The 19,765-nt window shown below is 55.0% G+C and carries 19 protein-coding genes and 1 pseudogene; 14 read left to right on the forward strand and 6 right to left on the reverse strand.

Translation table 11 applies throughout. The features are described 5' to 3' along the window. Window positions 1–2 precede the first annotated feature (2 nt). The 4 genes and pseudogenes from mepA (at window position 3) to H2P46_RS08975 (ending at window position 2,522) form a co-directional block, all read left to right on the forward strand. Window positions 3–821: a penicillin-insensitive murein endopeptidase gene (gene mepA / locus H2P46_RS08960; protein WP_193404759.1), complete on the forward strand. Its 819-nt coding sequence runs from the start codon at window positions 3–5 to the stop codon at window positions 819–821. Between the two features lie 8 nt (window positions 822–829). After that, window positions 830–1,633, forward strand: a pseudogene (locus H2P46_RS08965) (sulfite exporter TauE/SafE family protein). A 31-nt stretch (window positions 1,634–1,664) separates the two neighbouring features. Beyond that, window positions 1,665–2,210 (forward strand): elongation factor P hydroxylase, encoded by a 546-nt coding sequence (locus H2P46_RS08970; RefSeq protein WP_193404997.1) that lies wholly within the window; start codon window positions 1,665–1,667, stop codon window positions 2,208–2,210. A 30-nt stretch (window positions 2,211–2,240) separates the two neighbouring features. Beyond that, window positions 2,241–2,522, forward strand: coding sequence for a YfcL family protein (locus tag H2P46_RS08975; RefSeq protein WP_193404760.1), 282 nt, complete (start codon window positions 2,241–2,243; stop codon window positions 2,520–2,522). Between the two features lie 23 nt (window positions 2,523–2,545). Here the strand turns inward: H2P46_RS08975 and mnmC are convergent, their stop codons facing one another. Next, window positions 2,546–4,555 carry a bifunctional tRNA (5-methylaminomethyl-2-thiouridine)(34)-methyltransferase MnmC2/FAD-dependent 5-carboxymethylaminomethyl-2-thiouridine(34) oxidoreductase MnmC1 gene (gene mnmC, locus H2P46_RS08980; protein WP_193404761.1) on the reverse strand — a complete coding sequence of 670 codons (2,010 nt, stop codon included), beginning with the start codon at window positions 4,553–4,555 and terminating at the stop codon, window positions 2,546–2,548. Window positions 4,556–4,709: 154 nt separating this feature from the next. Here mnmC and fabB point away from each other — a divergent pair, with 154 nt between their 5' ends. The 3 genes from fabB to H2P46_RS08995 all read left to right on the forward strand — a co-directional run bounded on the left by fabB (window position 4,710) and on the right by H2P46_RS08995 (window position 7,807). After that, window positions 4,710–5,930, forward strand: coding sequence for a beta-ketoacyl-ACP synthase I (gene fabB / locus H2P46_RS08985; RefSeq protein WP_193404762.1), 1,221 nt, complete (start codon window positions 4,710–4,712; stop codon window positions 5,928–5,930). A gap of 228 nt (window positions 5,931–6,158) precedes the next feature. Beyond that, window positions 6,159–7,343 (forward strand): MFS transporter, encoded by a 1,185-nt coding sequence (locus H2P46_RS08990; RefSeq protein ID WP_193404763.1) that lies wholly within the window; start codon window positions 6,159–6,161, stop codon window positions 7,341–7,343. A gap of 20 nt (window positions 7,344–7,363) precedes the next feature. Then, window positions 7,364–7,807 (forward strand): rhodanese-like domain-containing protein, encoded by a 444-nt coding sequence (locus tag H2P46_RS08995; protein ID WP_193404764.1) that lies wholly within the window; start codon window positions 7,364–7,366, stop codon window positions 7,805–7,807. 1 nt (window position 7,808) lies between these two features. Here H2P46_RS08995 and flk read toward each other — a convergent pair whose 3' ends face one another. From flk to H2P46_RS09015, 4 genes are all read right to left on the reverse strand, one after another. Next, window positions 7,809–8,849 carry a flagella biosynthesis regulator Flk gene (gene flk, locus H2P46_RS09000; RefSeq protein WP_193404765.1) on the reverse strand — a complete coding sequence of 347 codons (1,041 nt, stop codon included), beginning with the start codon at window positions 8,847–8,849 and terminating at the stop codon, window positions 7,809–7,811. Window positions 8,850–8,961: 112 nt separating this feature from the next. Continuing rightward, window positions 8,962–10,467, reverse strand: coding sequence for a tripartite tricarboxylate transporter permease (locus tag H2P46_RS09005; protein WP_193404766.1), 1,506 nt, complete (start codon window positions 10,465–10,467; stop codon window positions 8,962–8,964). A gap of 10 nt (window positions 10,468–10,477) precedes the next feature. Next, window positions 10,478–10,909: a tripartite tricarboxylate transporter TctB family protein gene (locus H2P46_RS09010; protein WP_193404998.1), complete on the reverse strand. Its 432-nt coding sequence runs from the start codon at window positions 10,907–10,909 to the stop codon at window positions 10,478–10,480. Between the two features lie 12 nt (window positions 10,910–10,921). Then, window positions 10,922–11,902: a Bug family tripartite tricarboxylate transporter substrate binding protein gene (locus tag H2P46_RS09015; RefSeq protein WP_193404767.1), complete on the reverse strand. Its 981-nt coding sequence runs from the start codon at window positions 11,900–11,902 to the stop codon at window positions 10,922–10,924. A gap of 120 nt (window positions 11,903–12,022) precedes the next feature. On the opposite strand from H2P46_RS09015, the gene tctD reads away from it, so the two are divergent. Both tctD and H2P46_RS09025 read left to right on the forward strand, forming a co-directional pair. Then, window positions 12,023–12,694 (forward strand): transcriptional regulator TctD, encoded by a 672-nt coding sequence (tctD, locus tag H2P46_RS09020; RefSeq protein WP_193404768.1) that lies wholly within the window; start codon window positions 12,023–12,025, stop codon window positions 12,692–12,694. Beyond that, complete coding sequence (locus H2P46_RS09025) at window positions 12,685–14,073, forward strand: sensor histidine kinase N-terminal domain-containing protein (protein WP_193404769.1); 1,389 nt, start codon at window positions 12,685–12,687, stop codon at window positions 14,071–14,073. The genes tctD and H2P46_RS09025 overlap by 10 nt, the downstream gene beginning before the upstream one ends. On the opposite strand, the gene H2P46_RS09030 is transcribed toward H2P46_RS09025, so the two are convergent. After that, complete coding sequence (locus H2P46_RS09030; protein ID WP_193404770.1) at window positions 14,054–14,953, reverse strand: DMT family transporter; 900 nt, start codon at window positions 14,951–14,953, stop codon at window positions 14,054–14,056. The genes H2P46_RS09025 and H2P46_RS09030 overlap by 20 nt on opposite strands. Window positions 14,954–15,048: 95 nt before the next feature. On the opposite strand from H2P46_RS09030, the gene H2P46_RS09035 reads away from it, so the two are divergent. The 5 genes from H2P46_RS09035 to H2P46_RS09055 all read left to right on the forward strand — a co-directional run bounded on the left by H2P46_RS09035 (window position 15,049) and on the right by H2P46_RS09055 (window position 19,617). Next, window positions 15,049–15,828 (forward strand): AraC family transcriptional regulator, encoded by a 780-nt coding sequence (locus H2P46_RS09035; protein ID WP_193404771.1) that lies wholly within the window; start codon window positions 15,049–15,051, stop codon window positions 15,826–15,828. Between the two features lie 55 nt (window positions 15,829–15,883). Beyond that, window positions 15,884–17,029 carry a 4-phosphoerythronate dehydrogenase PdxB gene (pdxB, locus tag H2P46_RS09040; protein WP_193404772.1) on the forward strand — a complete coding sequence of 382 codons (1,146 nt, stop codon included), beginning with the start codon at window positions 15,884–15,886 and terminating at the stop codon, window positions 17,027–17,029. Window positions 17,030–17,119: 90 nt separating this feature from the next. After that, a complete protein-coding gene (locus H2P46_RS09045) occupies window positions 17,120–18,130 on the forward strand; it encodes an aspartate-semialdehyde dehydrogenase (RefSeq protein WP_193404773.1) in 1,011 nt (336 codons plus the stop codon). Then, window positions 18,130–18,933: a tRNA pseudouridine(38-40) synthase TruA gene (gene truA, locus H2P46_RS09050; RefSeq protein WP_193404774.1), complete on the forward strand. Its 804-nt coding sequence runs from the start codon at window positions 18,130–18,132 to the stop codon at window positions 18,931–18,933. Before H2P46_RS09045 ends, truA begins: the two co-directional genes overlap by 1 nt. A 30-nt stretch (window positions 18,934–18,963) precedes the next feature. Next, entirely contained in the window at window positions 18,964–19,617 is a 654-nt protein-coding gene (locus H2P46_RS09055) for a DedA family protein (RefSeq protein ID WP_193404775.1), read from the forward strand. Window positions 19,618–19,765: the final 148 nt, after the last annotated feature.

The following is a 19,765-nucleotide window of genomic DNA, read 5'->3' on the forward strand; positions in this document are numbered from 1 at the left end:
GCATGAAACGCCTCCTGTTAGCCCTCTCTCTGCTGCTCAGCGCATCCAGTCTGGCGGCAACGCCCTGGCAGCGCATTCAGCATCCGATTGCGGGTGCGCCGGTCTCTGTCGGTAGCTTTGCCAATGGCTGCATCGTGGGTGCGCAGGCGCTGCCACTTAATTCGCCGAATTACCAGGTGATGCGTCAGGATCAGCGTCGCTACTTTGGTCATCCCGATCTGATTCAGTTTATTCAGCGCTTAACGACCCAGGCGCATAATCTGCAACTGGGCAATGTGCTGATTGGCGATATGGGTATGGCGGCAGGTGGACGTTTTAGCAGTGGTCACGCCAGCCACCAGACCGGGCTGGATGTGGATATTTGGCTGCAACTGCCCAAAACGCGCTGGACGGCGCAACAATTACTGAAACCGCAGCCGCTTGATCTGGTTGCGCCCGACGATAAACGTGTGCGGACGCGTCACTGGCAACCCGAAATTGACAGCCTGATTAAACTGGCTGCGAAAGATGGTGAAGTGGCGCGCATTTTTGTTAATCCCGCGATTAAAAAGCAACTTTGTGCTGATGCCGGGGCGGATCGAGACTGGCTGCGCAAAGTACGTCCCTGGTTTGCTCACCGCGCGCATATGCATGTGCGTCTGCATTGCCCGCAAGGAAGCAGTGAATGTATCGATCAAGCGCCACCCCCGCCGGGCGATGGCTGTGGCGCGGAACTGCAAAGCTGGTTTCTGCCGAAGCAGCCAGGTTCAGCGCCTGTGAAACGCGAACCCCCGCCGCTGCCTGCGGCTTGTCAGGCGTTGCTGGATAAACATTTACTGTAAGGGACATTATGGATTGGTTTGTCGTCAGCCCACTACTGGTTGGGCTGCTGTTCTTTGTCGCCATGCTGGCTGGCTTTATTGATTCGATTGCGGGGGGCGGCGGGTTGTTAACCGTCCCGTCCCTGTTAGCGGCGGGCCTCTCTCCCGCGCAGGCACTGGCAACTAACAAACTGCAATCTGTCGGTGGTTCGTTCTCTGCCAGCCTCTATTTTGTACGACGCGGCGCGGTCAAATTAAAAGAGCAATGGCTAAATATTGCCATGACCTTCATCGGTTCGGTGCTGGGAGCGATACTGATTCAACGGTTACAGGCCGATATGCTGCGTCAGGTGCTACCGCTGCTGCTGATTGCGATTGGGTTATGGTTTCTGTTAATGCCACGTATCGGTGAAGAGGATCGCGCTCGTCGCCTGTACGGGTTGCCCTAAGCGCTAGTAGGCGGTGGCTGTATCGGCTTCTACGATGGTTTTTTCGGCCCTGGCGCAGGTTCCTTTTATGCGCTGGCCTTCGTGACGCTATGCGGCTTTAATCTGGCGAAAGCCACGGCGCATGCCAAAATCCTTAACTTCACTTCTAACGTTGGCAGCCTGCTGTTTTTTATGTTTGGCGGCAAAGTGGTGTGGGGAACGGGCGTAATTATGATGCTCGGTGCATTCTGCGGCGCTCGTCTTGGCGCACGGCTGGTGCTGGCGCGCGGGCAGAAATTAATCCGTCCTATGGTGGTAATTGTCTCAGCGGTAATGAGCGCCAAACTGCTGTGGGACAATCACGGCAGTGATATTATGGCGTGGCTGACCACGCTGCATGCGTAACGGATAACGCCAGATGACAGTAAATAAACATATGAATCCTCCCCATCACTACGAACAGCTGATTACGCTGTTTGATCGCTGTTTCCGCGACGACTTTCAGACCCGTCTAATTAAAGGAGATGACGAACCCATTTATCTTCCCGCTGATGCCGAATCGCCCTGGCATCGTGTGGTGTTCGCTCATGGTTTTTATGCCAGCGCACTGCATGAAATTTCACACTGGTGTATTGCCGGTGAAGCCCGACGAAAACAGGTAGATTTTGGTTACTGGTACTGCCCGGATGGCCGCGACGCGCTGACGCAAAGCCAGTTTGAAGCGGTAGAGGTGAAGCCACAGGCGCTGGAGTGGATGTTTTGTATGGCGGCAGGCTTCCCCTTCAATGTCAGTTGTGACAATCTCGACGGGGAGTGTGAGCCGGATCGCATTGCTTTTCAGCGTAAAGTCCATGCTCAGGTCATGTCTTATCTGGAGCAGGGTATTCCTGCACGACCCGCGCGTTTTATTGCAGCATTAGCTGAATTTTATGGCAGACCTTCATTGACGGCTTCACAGTTTTCCTGGCCGGAAGATCTGTGACTTTGAAGGTTATCAAAAAGAGGAATTGAGATGATCGCAGAATTTGAAGCGCGTATTCTGGCCTTAATTGACGACATGGTTGAACACGCCAGTGACGATGAGCTATTTGCCAGCGGTTATCTGCGCGGCCACCTCACGCTGGCGGTTGCCGAAGTGGATCAACTGGGCGAGCATACGCCAGAAGCGTTACAGATTCAGGTCACCCGCAGTCTGCAAAACGCCATCGCCGCAGGTGAATTATCACCCCGCGATCAGGCGCTGGTGGTTGGCATGTGGGACAATCTGTTTTTGCAGGCGCGCCAGTCGGCCTGAGTATGCAGGGCGGTTCGCCGCCCTTATCCTGCTTTTTTGCCCTTCAGGAGTTTCCTCACCCAGTAACGATTCGGATTAAGCGCCGCCAGGGTTGCTGCATCTAAAGGCTGCGGTTCTGCTGTCAGTTGTGCTGCCAGCACCTCTGCGGCTAACGGCGCGCTGCATAAACCGCGCGAGCCCAGCGCGCCAAACAGATAAAGTTGAGGATAAGATGGCGCGTCGGCGATGGCTGCATTTTGCGCACGCTGGGCGGGTAAATCCTCATATTGCTTCAACGTTGCGGCATAATCTGGCGCGCTTCCTGCCATGGGTAAATGGTCACGGGTTGCGCACCGTACGCCGATACGCGCTTCTCTGGCGCTGACATCAACCTGCTGCGGCCAGTGACTTTCTGGCAGACAGGCGATCAGGCGCGCGCGGTTTTCCTGTTGATCGCTCTCACGATACGCGGTTTCGGTTTCACCACGATGGTAGCTGGCACCGATACAATGCGTGCCAAACTGCGGGCTAACCGGCGTCAAATAGCCGTCGTAACACAGGACCGTTTGCAGCATATCCAGCTCCGGTGTGGACGGCACGTGGCTGACCTGGCCTGCTACTGCGTAAACCGGCACCTGTTCAGTTTGCGTGAAATCAGTCAGGCTATGTCCGTTCGCCAGCACTACCGCGTGATGCTGAACCGTGGGGCGATCGGCAAAGGTTAACCTCCAGCTTTCCTCTTTATATTCCAGCTGGCTAAGACGATGCAGCCAGTGAATACGCAGACCCTGTGCTTCACCATGTGCGAGCATGCCAGCAGTGAGTTCTGCGGGAGACAGCCAGCCGCCTTGCGGATAAAAAATTCCGCCGCAGCCCAGCTTCAGGTTCGCCAGCGCTTCTGCCTGCTGTTGATCGACGCCGTACGCTAACGCATCCGGCAAATCCATCCTGATCATCTGTTCGATCTTAGTCGCGCTTTTTTCATTCCAGCCCAGCTGCAACACGCCGCTCCAGTGATGTTCATACTGAACCGGAAGCTTTTCATAAAAACGGCGCGCAAAACTAAACGCGACAGGAAAGAAAGCGGCCAGCGCCGGATCATGCTGATTAAGCAAAGGATAAAGCGCACCCTGCCGGTTGCCAGAGGCGCCAAGCGCGGGGGCTTCATCGGCACAATATAGCGTGACGCGCCAGCCACGACGCAGCAATGCCAGCGCTAAGGTCGCACTGGCAATACCGCCCCCGATAAGCGCAATTTCATGGACCTGTAACCCCGGACGGGCATACCATGGCTGACGTAACGGGCACGCAGGCGCAGCGGCAAACTGGCCGCACAACATTTCACGTTTCGGCCCAAATCCTTTGCGCCGCGTCACGCTAAAGCCCGCCTGCTGCAATCCACGACGCACAAATCCCGCAGCAGTGAAAGTGGCGAACGTTCCGCCGGGACGCGCCATTTTTGCCATGGCACTGAATAATTCAGGCGTCCACATATCCGGGTTTTTCGATGGCGCGAAACCGTCCAGGAACCACGCGTCCACCTGACGATTCAGGCTGTCATCAAACGTGTGAATAAGCGCGTTAATATCGCCTAACCACAAATCAAGGGTGACACGACCTTCGTCAAAAAGCAGGCGTTGACAGCCGGGCAGGGCGATTGGCCATTGCTGCTGCAACTGTTCTGCCCAGGTCGTCAGCGTTGGCCAGTGCTGATGGGCCGCGATTAAATCGCTTTGCGTTAACGGAAACTTCTCAAAGCTAATGAAGTGAAGGCGCTGCAAGATGGCGTTGGGCTGTTCCATGCGAAACGCCTCAAACGCCTGCCACAGTGTCAGAAAATTGAGTCCGGTGCCGAACCCGCTCTCAGCAACAATCAGCAGGGAGCGCTCGTGTTGGGCGAAGCGCTGTGGAAATTCATTGCCGCCAAGAAAGACATAGCGCGTCTCTTCCAGACCGTTTTCATTTGAGAAATAGACATCCTCAAAGGCTCGGGAAACAGGTGTACCCTGTTCATTCCAGTTAAGCTGGGCGTGTTCGACCGGGGTTAATTTCACGGAAAAGGCTCGTTTTTCAGGCAATGGCGCGATTCTAACGACCCGTGTGACATGACGCAAATTTACAAAAGGAAATGGCTGATCGGACTTGTTCGGCGTACAAGTGTAAGCTAAAGTGCACGTCAATCCAAAAGAAGTGGAAGAGGAAGGTTGAATGAAACGTGCAGTGATTACTGGCTTGGGGATCGTTTCCAGTATTGGTAATAACCAGCAAGAGGTGCTGGCATCTCTGCGTGAAGGCCGTTCAGGCATCACATTTTCTCAAGAGATGAAAGATTCCGGCATGCGTAGTCACGTCTGGGGTAACGTTAAACTGGATACCACCGGCCTTATTGATCGCAAAATCGTGCGTTTTATGAGTGATGCGTCCATCTATGCTTATCTTTCCATGGAAGAAGCAATTAAAGATTCTGGCCTGAGCGATGAAGCTTACCAGAATAATCCGCGCGTTGGTCTGATTGCAGGCTCCGGCGGCGGTTCGCCACGTTATCAGGTATTCGGTGCAGACGCGATGCGTAGCCCACGCGGCCTGAAAGCGGTTGGCCCTTACGTGGTGACCAAAGCGATGGCGTCAGGCGTCTCCGCATGCCTGGCCACTCCGTTCAAAATCCACGGTGTTAACTACTCCATCAGCTCTGCCTGCGCCACCTCTGCGCACTGCATCGGTAATGCGGTTGAGCAAATTCAGCTAGGCAAACAGGACATCGTATTTGCCGGTGGTGGTGAAGAGCTGTGCTGGGAAATGGCGTGTGAATTCGATGCCATGGGCGCGCTGTCTACCCGATACAATGAAACGCCCGAAAAAGCGTCACGTACCTATGACAACGAACGTGATGGTTTCGTTATCGCAGGCGGCGGCGGTATGGTGGTTGTCGAAGAGCTGGAACATGCTCTGGCGCGTGGTGCGCACATCTACGCTGAAATTGTTGGCTACGGTGCGACCTCAGACGGTGCAGATATGGTCGCGCCATCGGGTGAAGGCGCGGTACGCTGTATGAAGATGGCGATGCAGGGCGTTGATACGCCAATCGATTACCTGAACAGCCACGGGACGTCAACGCCGGTGGGCGATGTGAAAGAGCTGGGTGCCATCCGCGAAGTGTTTGGTGATAACACACCATACATTTCCGCAACCAAAGCCATGACCGGCCATTCACTGGGTGCGGCAGGCGTGCAGGAAGCGATCTACAGCCTGTTAATGCTGGAGCACGGCTTTATCGCGCCAAGCATCAACATTGAATCGCTGGATGCGGCGGCAGAGGGCATGAATATCGTCACCAGCCCGACTGAAAAAACGTTAACAACGGTGATGTCTAACAGCTTTGGTTTTGGTGGCACCAACGCCACGCTGACGCTGCGGAAATATCAGGCGTAATTTTTTCACCTCATTAACACCTCAAGGGTCGGCTCGCCGGCCCTTTTCTTTGACATTAATTTAACTTCTTGTCAAAATTCACGCTCTCAGGTCCTGCCTTAACGATCTTTCTCGTTACGTAAGCGTTCACGTTAACCAACGCGTATCCAGTCTGTTATCACGCAGATGGCGTGCGCATGCAGTTGGTTTTTGCCGTTACGGCACGTCTATGAACAAGGAGTTACGTTGATGTCATTTTCCGCCGCTGAATCTCAGGTTCAGTCGACCTTTCCTTTGGCCTGTACATCGCTGGCCGTATTTCTCACTTATCTCACCGCAGGATTAGCGCTTCCGGTCATCCCGCTCTACGTGCATCAGGAGTTAGGGATGAATAACGTGATGGTCGGCGTCGCGGTCGGCATCCAGTTTTTTGCCACGCTATTAACGCGTAGTTTTGCCGGGCGTCGCGCCGATCAGCACGGCGCAAAGCGCACCACGCAACATGGCATGATGGCCATTGCCCTGGTGGGCCTGGCGTATCTGATTGCTGCATTGCTGCCGGTGCCGGTATGGGCAAAGTTTGGTTTGCTGGCGCTGGGGCGTTTGCTGCTGGGCTTCGGCGAAAGTTTACTGCTGACCGGCAACCTGACGTGGGGCATGGGGCTGGTGGGTCCGAAGCGCTCCGGTCTGGTAATGTCATGGAACGGTATGGCGATTTATGGATCGCTGGCAGCAGGTGCGCCGCTCGGCTTGCTGCTGCATCAGCATGGCGGTTTTGCCTTGCTGGGTGCGGTCGCGATTTTGTTACCGCTGATTGCGCTGGCACTGAATAGCGGGATCAAAGCGGTGCCGGTAGTGGGCGGTGAACGGCCGTCACTGTTTAGCGTCGTACGTACCATTTTTCAGCCAGGCCTGGCGCTGGCGCTGCAAGGCACAGGGTTTGCGGTGATTGGAACGTTTACCTCGCTCTACTTCGCCGCGCAGCACTGGGGCAACGCCGGTTTTACGTTGTCTGCTTTTGGTCTGGCATTTGTGCTGGTGCGGGTGTTCTTTGGCGGATTGCCGGATCGCCTGGGTGGCGTAAAAGTGGCGATGTTTTCGCTGCTGATTGAAGCCTGCGGTTTGCTGCTGCTGGCACTGGCCACGCAAAGCTGGATGGGGCTGGTTGGCGCGGCCTTAACTGGCTGCGGCTGCTCACTGATCTTCCCGGCGCTTGGTGTGGAAGTGATCAAACGCGTATCGCCGCAGGTGCGCGGCACCGCGCTAGGCGGTTTCTCTGCCTTCCAGGACGTGGCTTATGGAGCCAGCGGACCTGTTACCGGCCTGCTGGCGACCGCATTGGGTTATGGTTCTGTCTATCTGGCGGGGGCCTGCTGTGCGGCGCTCGGCATTCTGGTTACCTGGCGTTTCGCGCGTCAGCCGCAAACGGCTTAAAACATAACAGGAGCATCATAATGTCATCGGTATTGCGCTTTCCCCCTGCTTCACCACAGCAAAGTCTGACATATTTACAGGCCAAACTGGCTTACTACACCGATGCCTGGGATCTTGCTGAAGATTTGGCGCAACATATTACCGACATCGTGGTCATTGATGCGCGCTCGACGGAGGCTTATCGGGGCGGACATATTTGCGGTGCCATCTGTTTCCCGCATCGCACCATGAATGAGACATCAACTGCGCATTGGGATCGCAGTAAAGTATACGTGACCTATTGCGATGGCATTGGTTGCAACGGCTCGACCAAAGCGGCGTATAAGCTGGCGGCATTAGGCTTTCAGGTAAAAGAACTGATCGGTGGATTAGATTTCTGGAAGCGCGATGGACATCCGATGGCATGGGGCGATGCGCCGGGCGAATGGCCGGACGCGGCGGCTGCCGCGTCGTGCGGTTGTTAATTTAGAGAAACAGCCACAACAGAAAAATCACGACCAACAACGCCACGAATGCACCGAGCAGCGGGCGTTGCGCTAGCGGTTTCAGCACAGGTGGCAACGACGCCGGGAAGGGCGCCCAGATGGGTTGCGGCTTGATTTCGCTGGCGGCTAAAGGTTGCTCCTGCATCTTTTCAGCACGACGCGAAAACAGGAAGTTCAGTAAATCCTGGGTTTGCGTCGCCGTCAGCACGGTCTGCGGCGTCGCCTGAAACCGCTGTTGACTGTACTCTTCCAGCATCCGCTGTTCAGCCTGTGCCAGTGGCTGCTTCAGCGATGCTTCCAGTAGCTGTAAAGTTGGCGCGCTGTGCTGGCTTAGCGTTTGGCGTGCCTGTAAATATTGCGTCAGCAGCGGAAAATGGCGGGATGGAATAGGATCACCGCTGGTGAGCTGCACCAGCTTCAGCGCTGCCGCCCAGAGTTTGCCACTGGATTCGCCCGTCGCGGCGGCCAGCCGGATGATTTGCTGATTCAGGGTATGGTGTTCGGCGGGCAGTAAAGAGCGATCGCTGGCGCGGGTCTGCTGCGGTTGCGGAATCGCCATTTGGCCGTTTTGCAACATGGTCAGCACTTGATGAAGTTGATCCTGACTCAGCGAGCTCAACACGGTTTGACCAAATCGCTGGCGGATGAAATCGCTTACCGCCTGACGATTATTGCCCTGCGGTAGCAGATCGGTTAGCTGCGTCATCAACTGGCGCGTAGCGTGGCCGGTTTGTGCCTGGGTTAAACGCGTCGTGAGATATTGTTCAGCCGCCGGAAAATGGCGTGACTGTAAGTCTGCATCGCTTCTCACATTAACTTCACGGCGAATACCTGCCCACAACTCTGGCGCTTTCAAATTGCTGAGAGACAAAATGCGCACAATCAGGCGTTCCAGCGTAGTACGTTGCGCAGGGGAGAGCGGCTGTTCGCCGGGAGCGGAACCCGGACGAGGCGCGCCCGTTTGCGGATTTACAGATGAACGATCGCCGACCGGCACGCCAGGGCCGCTAACAGGTTGCATGACGGATTCCTTGGAGAAAACAGAACAGCGTGGGATGCGCCGGAATGAGAATGCGCCATGATAGCAAAAGCCCCCGGGAAATCCCACGGGGGCGCGGTTGTTTCAGCGTGATTTACTCAGCAGCCAGTTTCATGCGTTTACGACGCCAGCGTTTCCACACAAATGGAACAACCAATACCGCTATCGCTAACAGCAGCAACACTTTGCAGATCATACTTTCCCACAGAATGGGCAGGTTGCCGTTACTGATCGATAATGCGCGACGCAGATTCTGCTCCAGCATTTCACCTAATACAAAGCCTAAAATCAGCGGGGACATGGGAAAATCCATCTTACGCAGGATATAGCCGAAGACACCCAGCCCAACCATCAGCAGCAGATCAAACGTGGTGCTGTGTACGGCATACACGCCAACGGCAGAAATGGCGGCAATGGTTGGCACCAGGAACCAGAGCGGGATAGTCAGCATGCGGGCAAACACGTTGATCATGGGGATATTCATGACCAACAACATTACGTTACCAATCAGCAGTGCGGCGATCAGGCCCCAGACAATATCGGGCTGCTCGGTAAACATTGCCGGCCCTGGCGTAATATTATACAGCGTCAACGCGCCGACCATCACCGCAGTTGTGCCAGAACCGGGAATGCCAAGCGTTAACATCGGAATAAACGATCCACAGGCTGAGGCGTTATTTGCCGCTTCTGGCGCGGCTACGCCACGAATGTCACCTTTACCAAACTGATCGCTACCGCTGATTTTTTTCTCCGTCATGTAAGCAATGGCGCTGGCGATGGTGGCTCCCGCCTCCGGTAAAACGCCGACAAAGAAACCGATAAATGACGAACGAAGCGTAGCGCCGGTCGCCATCGTCGCTTCCTTCATGTTGAACATCATGCGGCCACTGGCGCGTACCGCTTTCTGCCCCGTTCTGGTCGACTCCAGCATTAACAGAATTTCGCTCACTGAGAATAAGCCAATCACCACAACGACGAACTGAATGCCGTCGGAAAGGTGCACGCTGTTAAAGGTAAAGCGATAAACGCCAGTGTTAGCGTCAACGCCGACGGTGGCCATGCTTAAGCCAATTAAAGCCGCAAGGAAGGACTTCAGCGGATTCTGGCTCATCATGCTGCCGAGACAGGCGATGGCAAAGACCATCAGCGCGAAGTATTCAGCCGGACCAAATGCCAGCGACCAGCTTGCCAGCAGCGGGGCGAACAAAATGATGCCGACGATGGCGATGGTTGAACCGATAAACGAACTGACGGCAGAAATTGACAGCGCGACGCCTGCTTTTCCCTGTTGCGCCATCGGATAACCATCCAGCGCGGTCATGATCGCACCGGCATCACCCGGTACATTCAGCAAAATTGACGAGATGCGACCGCCATATTCACAGCCGATGTACACGGTTGCCAGCAAAATCAGCGCAGACTCCGCCGGTAAGTGCAGGGCAAACGCCAGCGGCATTAAAATCGCCACGCCGTTGATGGGCCCAAGGCCCGGTAGCAGTCCTACAATCGTACCGATAAAGCAGCCGAACAGGGCGATCATCAGGTTTTCGGGCGTCATGGCGACGGCGAAACCCTGCATCAAAAAAGACCAGGTATCCATGCTTCTCTCCTTAACTCAGCCAGCTACCGACAGGCAGGGTAACTTCCAGCAGATGATCAAAGGCGTAAAACAGCGCCAGCCCCATCACCACGCCGGCAATTGCGGCGGCCCACCAGCGTGCACCAAACAGCATGCCGATACCGAACGTCAGCAAGGTGGTGCACAGCGCAAAGCCGAGCGTTTCAAATAGCCAGCCATACAGCAACATCATCAGTATCAGCGCAATCAAACGCTTTAATGTGCCGCTGGCGGGCCACTGAATATTGTCAGGTTTGCGAAACAGCATTAGCAGAGCGCAGATTGCCATCAGGCCCAGAATCCCCATGGGAAACGGGCGTGGTCCCACGGGTTCGTAGCTGTATTCGCTGTGGAGCTGCCAGGCAATCACCATGCCGCCAAAGCACAGCGCCAGCCAGATAACCGCAAAAATACGATCGCTCATCATGTGCTCCGGTTATTTTGCCAGACCGAAAGACTTCGCTTTTTCGCGATAACCCGTTACCTGCTTTTTCACGTAGCTGTCGAGTTCTGCGCCAAACAGGTTGAATTCAAACAGGCCACGCATATCGCGCTGTTTCTGGAATTCCGGCGTGGTGACCATTTTTTTAAAGGCATCTTCCCACCATTTGTATTCGGCATCGGTCACTTTCGGGCCGAGGTAGAAACCGCGAATGATGGGCCAGACAACGTCAAAACCTTGTTCTTTCGCTGTCGGCACGTTTGCCAGCTGGCCCGACAGGCGCTTGTCTGACATCACCGCCAGCACGCGCAGTTTGCCGGCCTGCAGATGCGGCACCATTTCGCTCATGTCGCCCGACACCACCTGAATATGATTCCCCAGCAGCGCCGTCACCGGTTCGCCACCGCCTTCAAATGCCACATAACGCATTTTGCGTGGATCAATGCCCGCTTCCCGCGCCAGTAACGCTGTTTTCATCCAGTCCTGACTGCCAATGGAGGCACCTGCACCCACCACAACTTTGGTGGGATCTTTTTTCATGGCTTCCATCAGCTCACCCAGGTTTTTCCATGGCGCATCGGCGCGCACTGCGATCATGCCGTAGTCAGTACCGACCGCCGCCAGCCACTTCACATCATCTTCTGAGTAGCCACCAAACTTTCCTTGCGACAGGTTGAGTAGCGATCCACCGGAGAAAGCGACAACCGTGCCCGCTTCGGCGGGGCGTTGCGCAATGATGGCGTTATAAGCGACCGCACCGACGCCGCCAGGCATGTAAGTCACGCGCATTGGCGAATCAATCTGTTTAGTTTCCTGCAATGAAACTTGCAGCAGCTTGCAGGTCAGGTCAAAGCCGCCGCCGGGTTTAGCCGGTGCGATGCATTCGGTACGTTCGGGCGCATCGGCGGCAAACGTAGTTGGAACCAACAGAGCCAGCAGGGTTGAGGCCAGCGTGGTGCGGATTATTTTTTTCATCTTTCGCTCCCTTCTTTCTTCCAGAGTGTGATTACTACCGAATATTCGGCGTTGCTGGATTGTTAAAACAGTTACCTTTCATTTACCTTTCACTGCCCGGAAATAATGACAGGATGTGATATGCGTCTCTTACTGGTGGAAGATACGGTTGAGCTGGCGTGCTGGTTACAAAAAGCGCTAACGCAAAAAGGATTTGCGGTGGATTGGGTTGCAGAGGGCGTGGCGGCAGACCTTATGCTGCAAAGCGAAGAGTATGCGCTGGTGGTGCTGGACGTCTCGCTGCCGCGCATGGATGGTTTTGAGGTGCTGTCGCGGCTGCGGCGGCGCGGTCAAAACGTGCCGGTATTGCTGTTGACTGCACGCAGCGCGCTTGATGATCGGGTACGCGGTCTCAATCAGGGGGCCGATGATTACCTCACCAAACCCTTCGAACTTGATGAACTGGAAGCGCGCCTGCGGGCATTATGGCGACGGAGTCAGGGTCAGCCGCCACAAAGTCAGGTACTGGGCCAGTTGATGCTCGACAACGAAGGGTATTTTTTGCTGGCAGAAAAGCCACTGGCGCTGACGCCGCGCGAATCCAGCATTCTTACTACGCTGATGCAGCGACGCGGGCGGCCGGTTTCACGTCAGCATCTGTATGAACAAACCTTCACCCTGAATGATGAAGTCAGCCCGGAAAGTATCGAGCTTTACGTACACCGGGTGCGCAAAAAACTGGCTGGCAGTGACGTGGCAATCGTAACGCTGCGCGGGCTGGGTTACAGCCTAGAAATGCTGTCGTGCGAATAATTCCCTCTCTACGCGGCGAATTACTGGTCTGGCTGGGTTTGCCGCTTGCGCTGCTGTGGGGATTGTCAGTTTATACCCATTATCAGAGTGCGGTGCATGCGGCGAATCAGGCTTACGATCGCTCCTTGCTGGCGTCAGCCCGCACCGTTGCCGAACGTTTAGTGGTGCGCCATCGCCACCTTGAAGTCGATGTGCCCTGGGTTGTGCTCGACAGTTTCGAGCGCAACATGAATGACCAACTGTTTTATCAGGTCATTTCACCTGAAGGGAAAACGCTCTCTGGTTATGACGATCTGCCGACTATCCCGCCCACCAGCCAGCTTTCCGAGATTTATCCCGCGTTAGTGTATTTCTATGACGCGCGTTATCACCAACAGCGTATCCGCATTGCCGCGCTCTGGCAGCCGGTCAATGAGGCAGGTGTTAACGGCATGGCGCTGGTGCTGGTGGCAGAAACACTGAATTCACGTCAGGCCTTCGCCGAAGGTTTGCTGCGCACGGCTTTGCTCAGCCAGAATTGTTTAGTGCTTGTCACCCTTTTGCTGGCCGGTTTAATGCTGCGACGCGTACTGCGCCCGCTGCGACGTTTGTCGCGTATTGTGTTGCACCGTGATGGCAGTGAATTAACGCCATTGCCGTCGCTACCCTGGTCTGAATTGCAGCCGTTGATTATCGCTTTTAACCGCTACCTGGAACGGCTGCGCAGTTTGCTGGCACGACAGGATCGCTTTAGCGCCGACGCCGCGCATCAGTTGCGCACGCCGCTGGCGATCCTTAAAACGCAGGTTGGCGTGGCGTTAAACAGCGAGCGTCCCGAACAGTGGCGGGAAAGTTTACAGGGTATGCGGCATACCCTGGATGACACCATTTTGCTCACCGATCGTTTATTGCAACTGGCACGAATGAAAGCGCGACATGGCGAAGAAAAACCGTTAACAAACGTAGATTTGGCTGACATCCTGCGCGATGCCTGTTTCAGCAGTTACACTGCAGCCAGAAACAAGCGCATCGATTTAGGCTATGAAGGCCAGCAAAATGATGAGGTGAAAGGAAATAGCTTGCTGCTCGGCGAGCTATGCGCCAACCTGCTGGACAACGCCATTAAATATACGCCGATAGGCGGCATTGTTACCGCCAGATTGTACGCCGGAAAACTGGAGATTGAAGATAGCGGGCCGGGCATCGACAGTGCGGAGCAGGAGAAAGCGTTACAACCTTTTTCGCGGTTTGATCATGGAAGCCTACAGCCTGGCGCGGGCATCGGTCTGGCGTTAGTAAAGGATATTTGTGCCTGGCACGGCGCGTTGATCAGTTTGGATCGCAGCCCGCTATTGGGCGGACTGCGCGTGACGATTCAATTTAAACCCGATCAACGCTAGCCGGTTTCTGGCCTGCCAGGGGTGTTTTCAGTCGCTGTGCGAGGATCACGCCAAACAGCGTCAGCCCGCCACCAATCCAGTGATAGCTGTGTAGTTGCTCATGCAGGAACAGCACGGCAATCACCGCGGTAAATACCGGCGTCAGGTTCATAAAAATGCTGGTGGTGCTGGCACCTAAGCGCTGCACGCAGTGGATCCACAGGAAAGGCGCAATAATCGAGGCAAACAGGCCGGCGAAGGCGACCAGCGGAACGTTATGCAGATTAAGCGACACGTCTGGCGCACGTAGAAAGCCGGGCAACAGCAGCAGCACGCCAAATAAAATCTGGACATATAAACTTTGCCAAATCGGCAGCGGAATCGCCCAGCGCCTGGTGAGCACGCCATACAGGGCATAGGAAACCGAGGCCGCTAACATCATTAGCTCGCCTTTACCCAGCCCGTGACTCAGTAATAGCGGCAGATTGCCCTCGCTGACCAGCCACACCAAACCCGCAAACGAAATCAGACTACCAAACAGGATGCCAACGGTTGGCGCAATGCGCAGGAGCACCACGCTCAACAACACGGTAAGCAGAGGGATTAACGCACCGATAATGCCCATGAACAGCGCGCTAACGCTGTGCGCCGCGTAATAGGCCAGACTTTGATACAGCACCATGCCCAGCAGGCCAAGAATCAGCAATCGACCCAGGTGCGGCGTGATCTGTTGTCGCTGTCGTCTGATGCCGGGCAGAATAAAGGGGGTTAATACCAGCAGCGCCAGCAGCCAGCGATAAAAGGAGATCGCCGCCGGATCGATGGCACCTGCCGATAACTTGCTAACAATCGAATTGACTGACCAGATGAATACCGTAATCAGCGGGAATAAAAAATTCATTTTGTTTCTCCAGACGCGAAGTGAGCGCAGTGTACGCTTGTCTGCTTTTATTCAGATAGTTAATATCGGACAAAAATCATTAATGACCGGACATAATGACCCTACAAATTACCTACCAACCGCCTGTTGATGCCGGGCATTTACGCTACTTTTTTCGCTTCGAGCAGGCCAATGCCAAAACCGAATATCTGCCGCATGCGCACGACTGGGGTCAGGTCATTTTTGTTAAAAGCCACGTACTGGAGATGCAGGTGGAAGGTGAACGTTTATTAACGCCAGCTGGTATTCCCATCTGGATCCCGCCGGGGCATCGGCACAGCAGCTACAATCATCGCCAGGCGCAGTTTCGCACCTTTAATCTGGCCGCGACGCTGTGCGCAGGTTTGCCTGCCAGAGCCTGTCTGCTAATTGTCGATCCGATTGTGCAGGCGATCATGGACGAATTTGCCCACAACGAAATTGAACAGCCGACCAGCGATGCGCAGTGGCGACTGTGTGACGTGTTGTGCGATCGCTTACGCCTGGCGCCAGTAGAGGAAAGTTATTTACCCCTGTCGAATGATAAATTTCTTGCGCCGATTCTGCAGGCGCTGGAGGCCGATCCAGGCGATAACACGACGCTTTCGGTGTGGGCTTCCCGTGTTTTTACGACGGAACGCACTCTGGCACGGCGCTGCCAGCAGCAGCTTAATATGTCGTTCAGCGAGTGGCGACAGCGGCTGCGTTTTTTACGCGCCATTGCGCTACTGGAGCAGGGCCGTAGCGTGCAAGCCATTGCGCATGAACTGGGTTACAGCTCCGCTTCTGCGCTGATTGTAATGTTTCAGCAGCAGGCAGGCACTACGCCAGATCGCTACCGCATGCGGTTAGGCTAACGCGCGGCTTTGTGCCAAAATAGCGCCCTTAAACGCAACAGACAGGAAAGCCGTGGTGAAGATTCTCGTCGATGAAAATATGCCTTATGCCCGTGAACTGTTCAGCCGCACCGGAAACGTGCTGGCGGTGCCGGGACGTCCCTTACCAGAAGCTGGGTTGGCAGATGCTGACGGCCTGATGGTGCGCTCAGTTACCAACGTCAATGAAGCATTGCTGGCGGGTAAGCCAGTGAAATTTGTCGGTACTGCAACAGCGGGTACCGATCATATTGACGAGGCGTGGCTGCAACAGGCGGGGATTGCGTTCTCTGCGGCTCCCGGTTGTAACGCCATTGCGGTGGTGGAATATGTTTTTTCTTCGCTGCTGTTATTAGCAGAGCGTGACGGCTTCCAGCTGCGCGACCGCACGGTGGGTATTATCGGCGTGGGCAATGTCGGCGGGCGTTTGCAAAAACGGCTTGACGCCTGGGGCGTGAAAACGCTGTTGTGCGATCCGCCGCGCGCTGAACGCGGCGATGAAGGTGATTTCCTGTCGCTGGATGACGTCGTTAACCAGGCTGATATTCTGACTTTCCATACCCCGCTATTTAAAGACGGGCCGTATAAAAGCTGGCATCTGGCTGACTTAGCGCTGCTGATGGCGCTCCGGCCCAATACCATTTTAATCAACGCCTGTCGCGGCCCGGTGGTGGATAATGCTGCGTTACTGGAGGTGTTGAAAATGCGTTCGGATCTCAGCGTTGTGTTGGATGTATGGGAGCCGGAACCGGAGCTGTCGCTTGATCTGCTTGATAAAGTCGATATTGCCACCGCGCATATCGCCGGTTATACGCTGGAAGGCAAAGCGCGTGGTACTACGCAAGTCTTTGAAGCCTGGAGCGCGTTTATTGGTCAGCCGCAGCAGGTGCCGCTCAGTGAGCTGCTGCCAATACCCGAATTCAGCCATATTACGCTGCATGGCGCGCTTGATCAGCCAACGCTGAAACGGCTGGTGCATCTGGTGTATGATGTGCGCCGCGACGATGCCCCGTTACGTAAAGTGGCCGCACAACCCGGTGAATTTGATCGCCTGCGTAAGCAATACGAAGAGCGCCGCGAATGGTCCTCATTGCAGGTGATTTGCGACGAAAGTGAAACCGTCGAAATGCTGATGAAACTGGGTTTTGATGCCCGTCTGCAGCAGGCTGTTGATCTGGCGTAGCAGGTGCAGTTTATTGGGTAAAAATCCGAATCCCTGGGCGGTGAAATTCACCGCCTTCTGTTTTTATGTCATTGTCTGGAGTAAACCACCATGTCTGACGGCTGGAATATTGCGCTATTAGGCGCAACAGGCGCAGTAGGGAACGCTGTACTGGAACTGCTGGCGGAACGCCAGTTCCCGGTTGGTGAATTGTATTTGCTGGCGAGTGAAAACGGCGCGGGTGAAACCAAACGTTATGAAGGACGTGCCGTTCAGGTACAGAATGCGGCGGAATTTGACTGGTCGCAGGCGCAGCTGGCCTTTTTCGTTGCTGGCCGTAACGCATCAACGCGTTATGCAGAAGAAGCGGCCAACGCCGGATGCCTGGTGATTGACAGCAGCGACCTGTTTGCCCTGTCACCGGATGTTCCGCTGGTAGTACCGGATGTGAATGCTCACGTATTGGCCGACTACCGCAATCGTAACATTATTAGCGTTGCCGACAGCCTGGTAAGCCAATTGCTTACCGCGTTGAAGCCGCTGACTGATGCCGGAGGCCTGGGGCGTTTACAGGTGACGAACCTGCTTTCGGTTTCTAATCACGGTAAAGCGGCGGTAGATGCGTTAGCGGGCGAAAGTGCGCGTTTGCTGAATGGCGTGCCAGCGGATGAACATTATTATGGCCGTCAGCTGGCGTTTAACCTGTTGCCTCAGCAGGTTGATGCCGAGGGCAGCGTAGAAAGTGAGCGCCGACTGATTGATCAGGTGCGTAAAGTGCTGCAAGACGAAGGTTTACCCGTTGCAGTGACCAGCATTCAGGCGCCGGTATTTTACGGCAACGCGCAAATCGTCTACGTTGAGAACCTGCGTCCTCTGTCTGCGGAAGAAGCGCGCGCAGAACTGGCATTGACCGCTGACATTATTCTGAGCGAAGAAGATCAGGTGCCAACGCCGGTAACAGAGGCATCGGGCAACGTTGAACTGAGCATTGGCGGGGTACGTAACGATTACGGCATTCCTGAACTGCTGCAATTCTGGTCGGTGGCCGATAACGTTCGCTTTGGCGGTGCGTTGATGGCCGTGAAAACCGCAGAGAAGCTGGTGCAGGAGTATATGTACTAATGTCCGATGGTCAGACGCAAAAACTGGCGCTCGGCATAGAGTATGACGGCAGCCGTTATTACGGCTGGCAGCGACAGCAGGAAGTACGCAGCGTGCAGGAGAAGTTAGAACGTGCGCTGTCAAAAGTGGCTAATCATCCGGTGGTCGTGTTTTGCGCTGGGCGCACCGACGCTGGCGTGCATGGCACCGGCCAGGTGGTACATTTTGAAACCACTTCGCGCCGTGCCGAGGGGGCCTGGACATTAGGTGTTAATGCCAGTTTGCCTGATGACATCGCGGTGCGCTGGGTAAAAGCGGTGCCGGACGAATTTCACGCACGCTTTAGTGCGACCGCCCGGCGCTATCGTTACCTGATTTATAATCAGCGCCTGCGCCCGGCTATTTTAGGCAGCGGCGTTACGCATTTTTATCATCCGCTGGATGCAGAAAAGATGCAGCGCGCCGGTCAGTGTTTGCTGGGTGAGAACGATTTTACCTCGTTCCGTGCGGTACAGTGCCAGTCGCGCACGCCGTGGCGCAACGTGATTCACCTTAACGTGACGCGCCAGGGGCCTTACGTCATTGTGGACATCAAAGCTAATGCCTTTGTGCATCACATGGTGCGTAACATCGTTGGCAGCCTGATGGAAATTGGCTGTGGCAATCAGCCAGAATCGTGGATGGCCACTTTACTGGCTGCGAAAGACCGCACGCTGGCGGCGGCGACAGCCAAAGCAGCCGGGCTTTATCTGGTGGCGGTGGATTATCCATCCCACTTTGCGTTACCACAACCGGCGCTGGGACCTTTGTTCCTCGCGGATTAATCAAAAAATTCAGGACAGGAAGGGAACGTTATGGAGTTTATCCATTTTGTGGTCGATTTTATTCTGCACATTGATGTGCATTTGGCCGAACTGGTGGCGCAATACGGCATCTGGATTTACGCTATTCTGTTCCTGATTTTATTTTGCGAAACGGGTCTGGTTGTCACGCCGTTTTTGCCAGGCGATTCACTGCTGTTTGTCGCGGGTGCGCTGGCGGCGCTGCCAGGCAACGATCTCAACGTTCATTTGCTGGTGGCGTTATTGGTCGTTGCCGCTGTGCTTGGCGATGCAGCTAACTACACCATTGGCCGTTTGTTTGGTGAACGTTTGTTTAGTAACCCGAACTCCAAAATTTTTCGTCGTCGCTATCTTGATAAAACTCACGCGTTTTATGCACGACATGGCGGAAAAACCATTATCCTGGCGCGCTTTGTGCCGATAGTCCGTACTTTCGCACCGTTTGTCGCCGGGATGGGCCACATGTCTTATCGCCATTTTGCGCTGTTCAACGTTACTGGCGCACTGGCGTGGGTTTTGCTGTTCTCCTATGCAGGCTACCTGTTTGGCGACTTGCCGGTGGTACAGGAAAATCTCAAGCTGCTAATTGTCGGGATTATCGTCGTATCCATTTTGCCCGGCGTAATTGAAATCTGGCGTCACCGCCATCAGGCGAAGCAGCACTAATAGCCGTAAGCGGCAGCGTCGCTCAGGGGTAAGACCAGATTTTTATCCACAGTCTGAACGGGTTGTGGTTTAATGAGCGACATTTCCCGTCTGCTGAAGTTACTTCAGCAGCATTAAGACGACTGGACCAGGTCAGTTTCAACAGAAA

This window comes from Mixta mediterraneensis (assembly GCF_014946725.1).
GTDB lineage: Bacteria > Pseudomonadota > Gammaproteobacteria > Enterobacterales > Enterobacteriaceae > Pantoea > Pantoea mediterraneensis.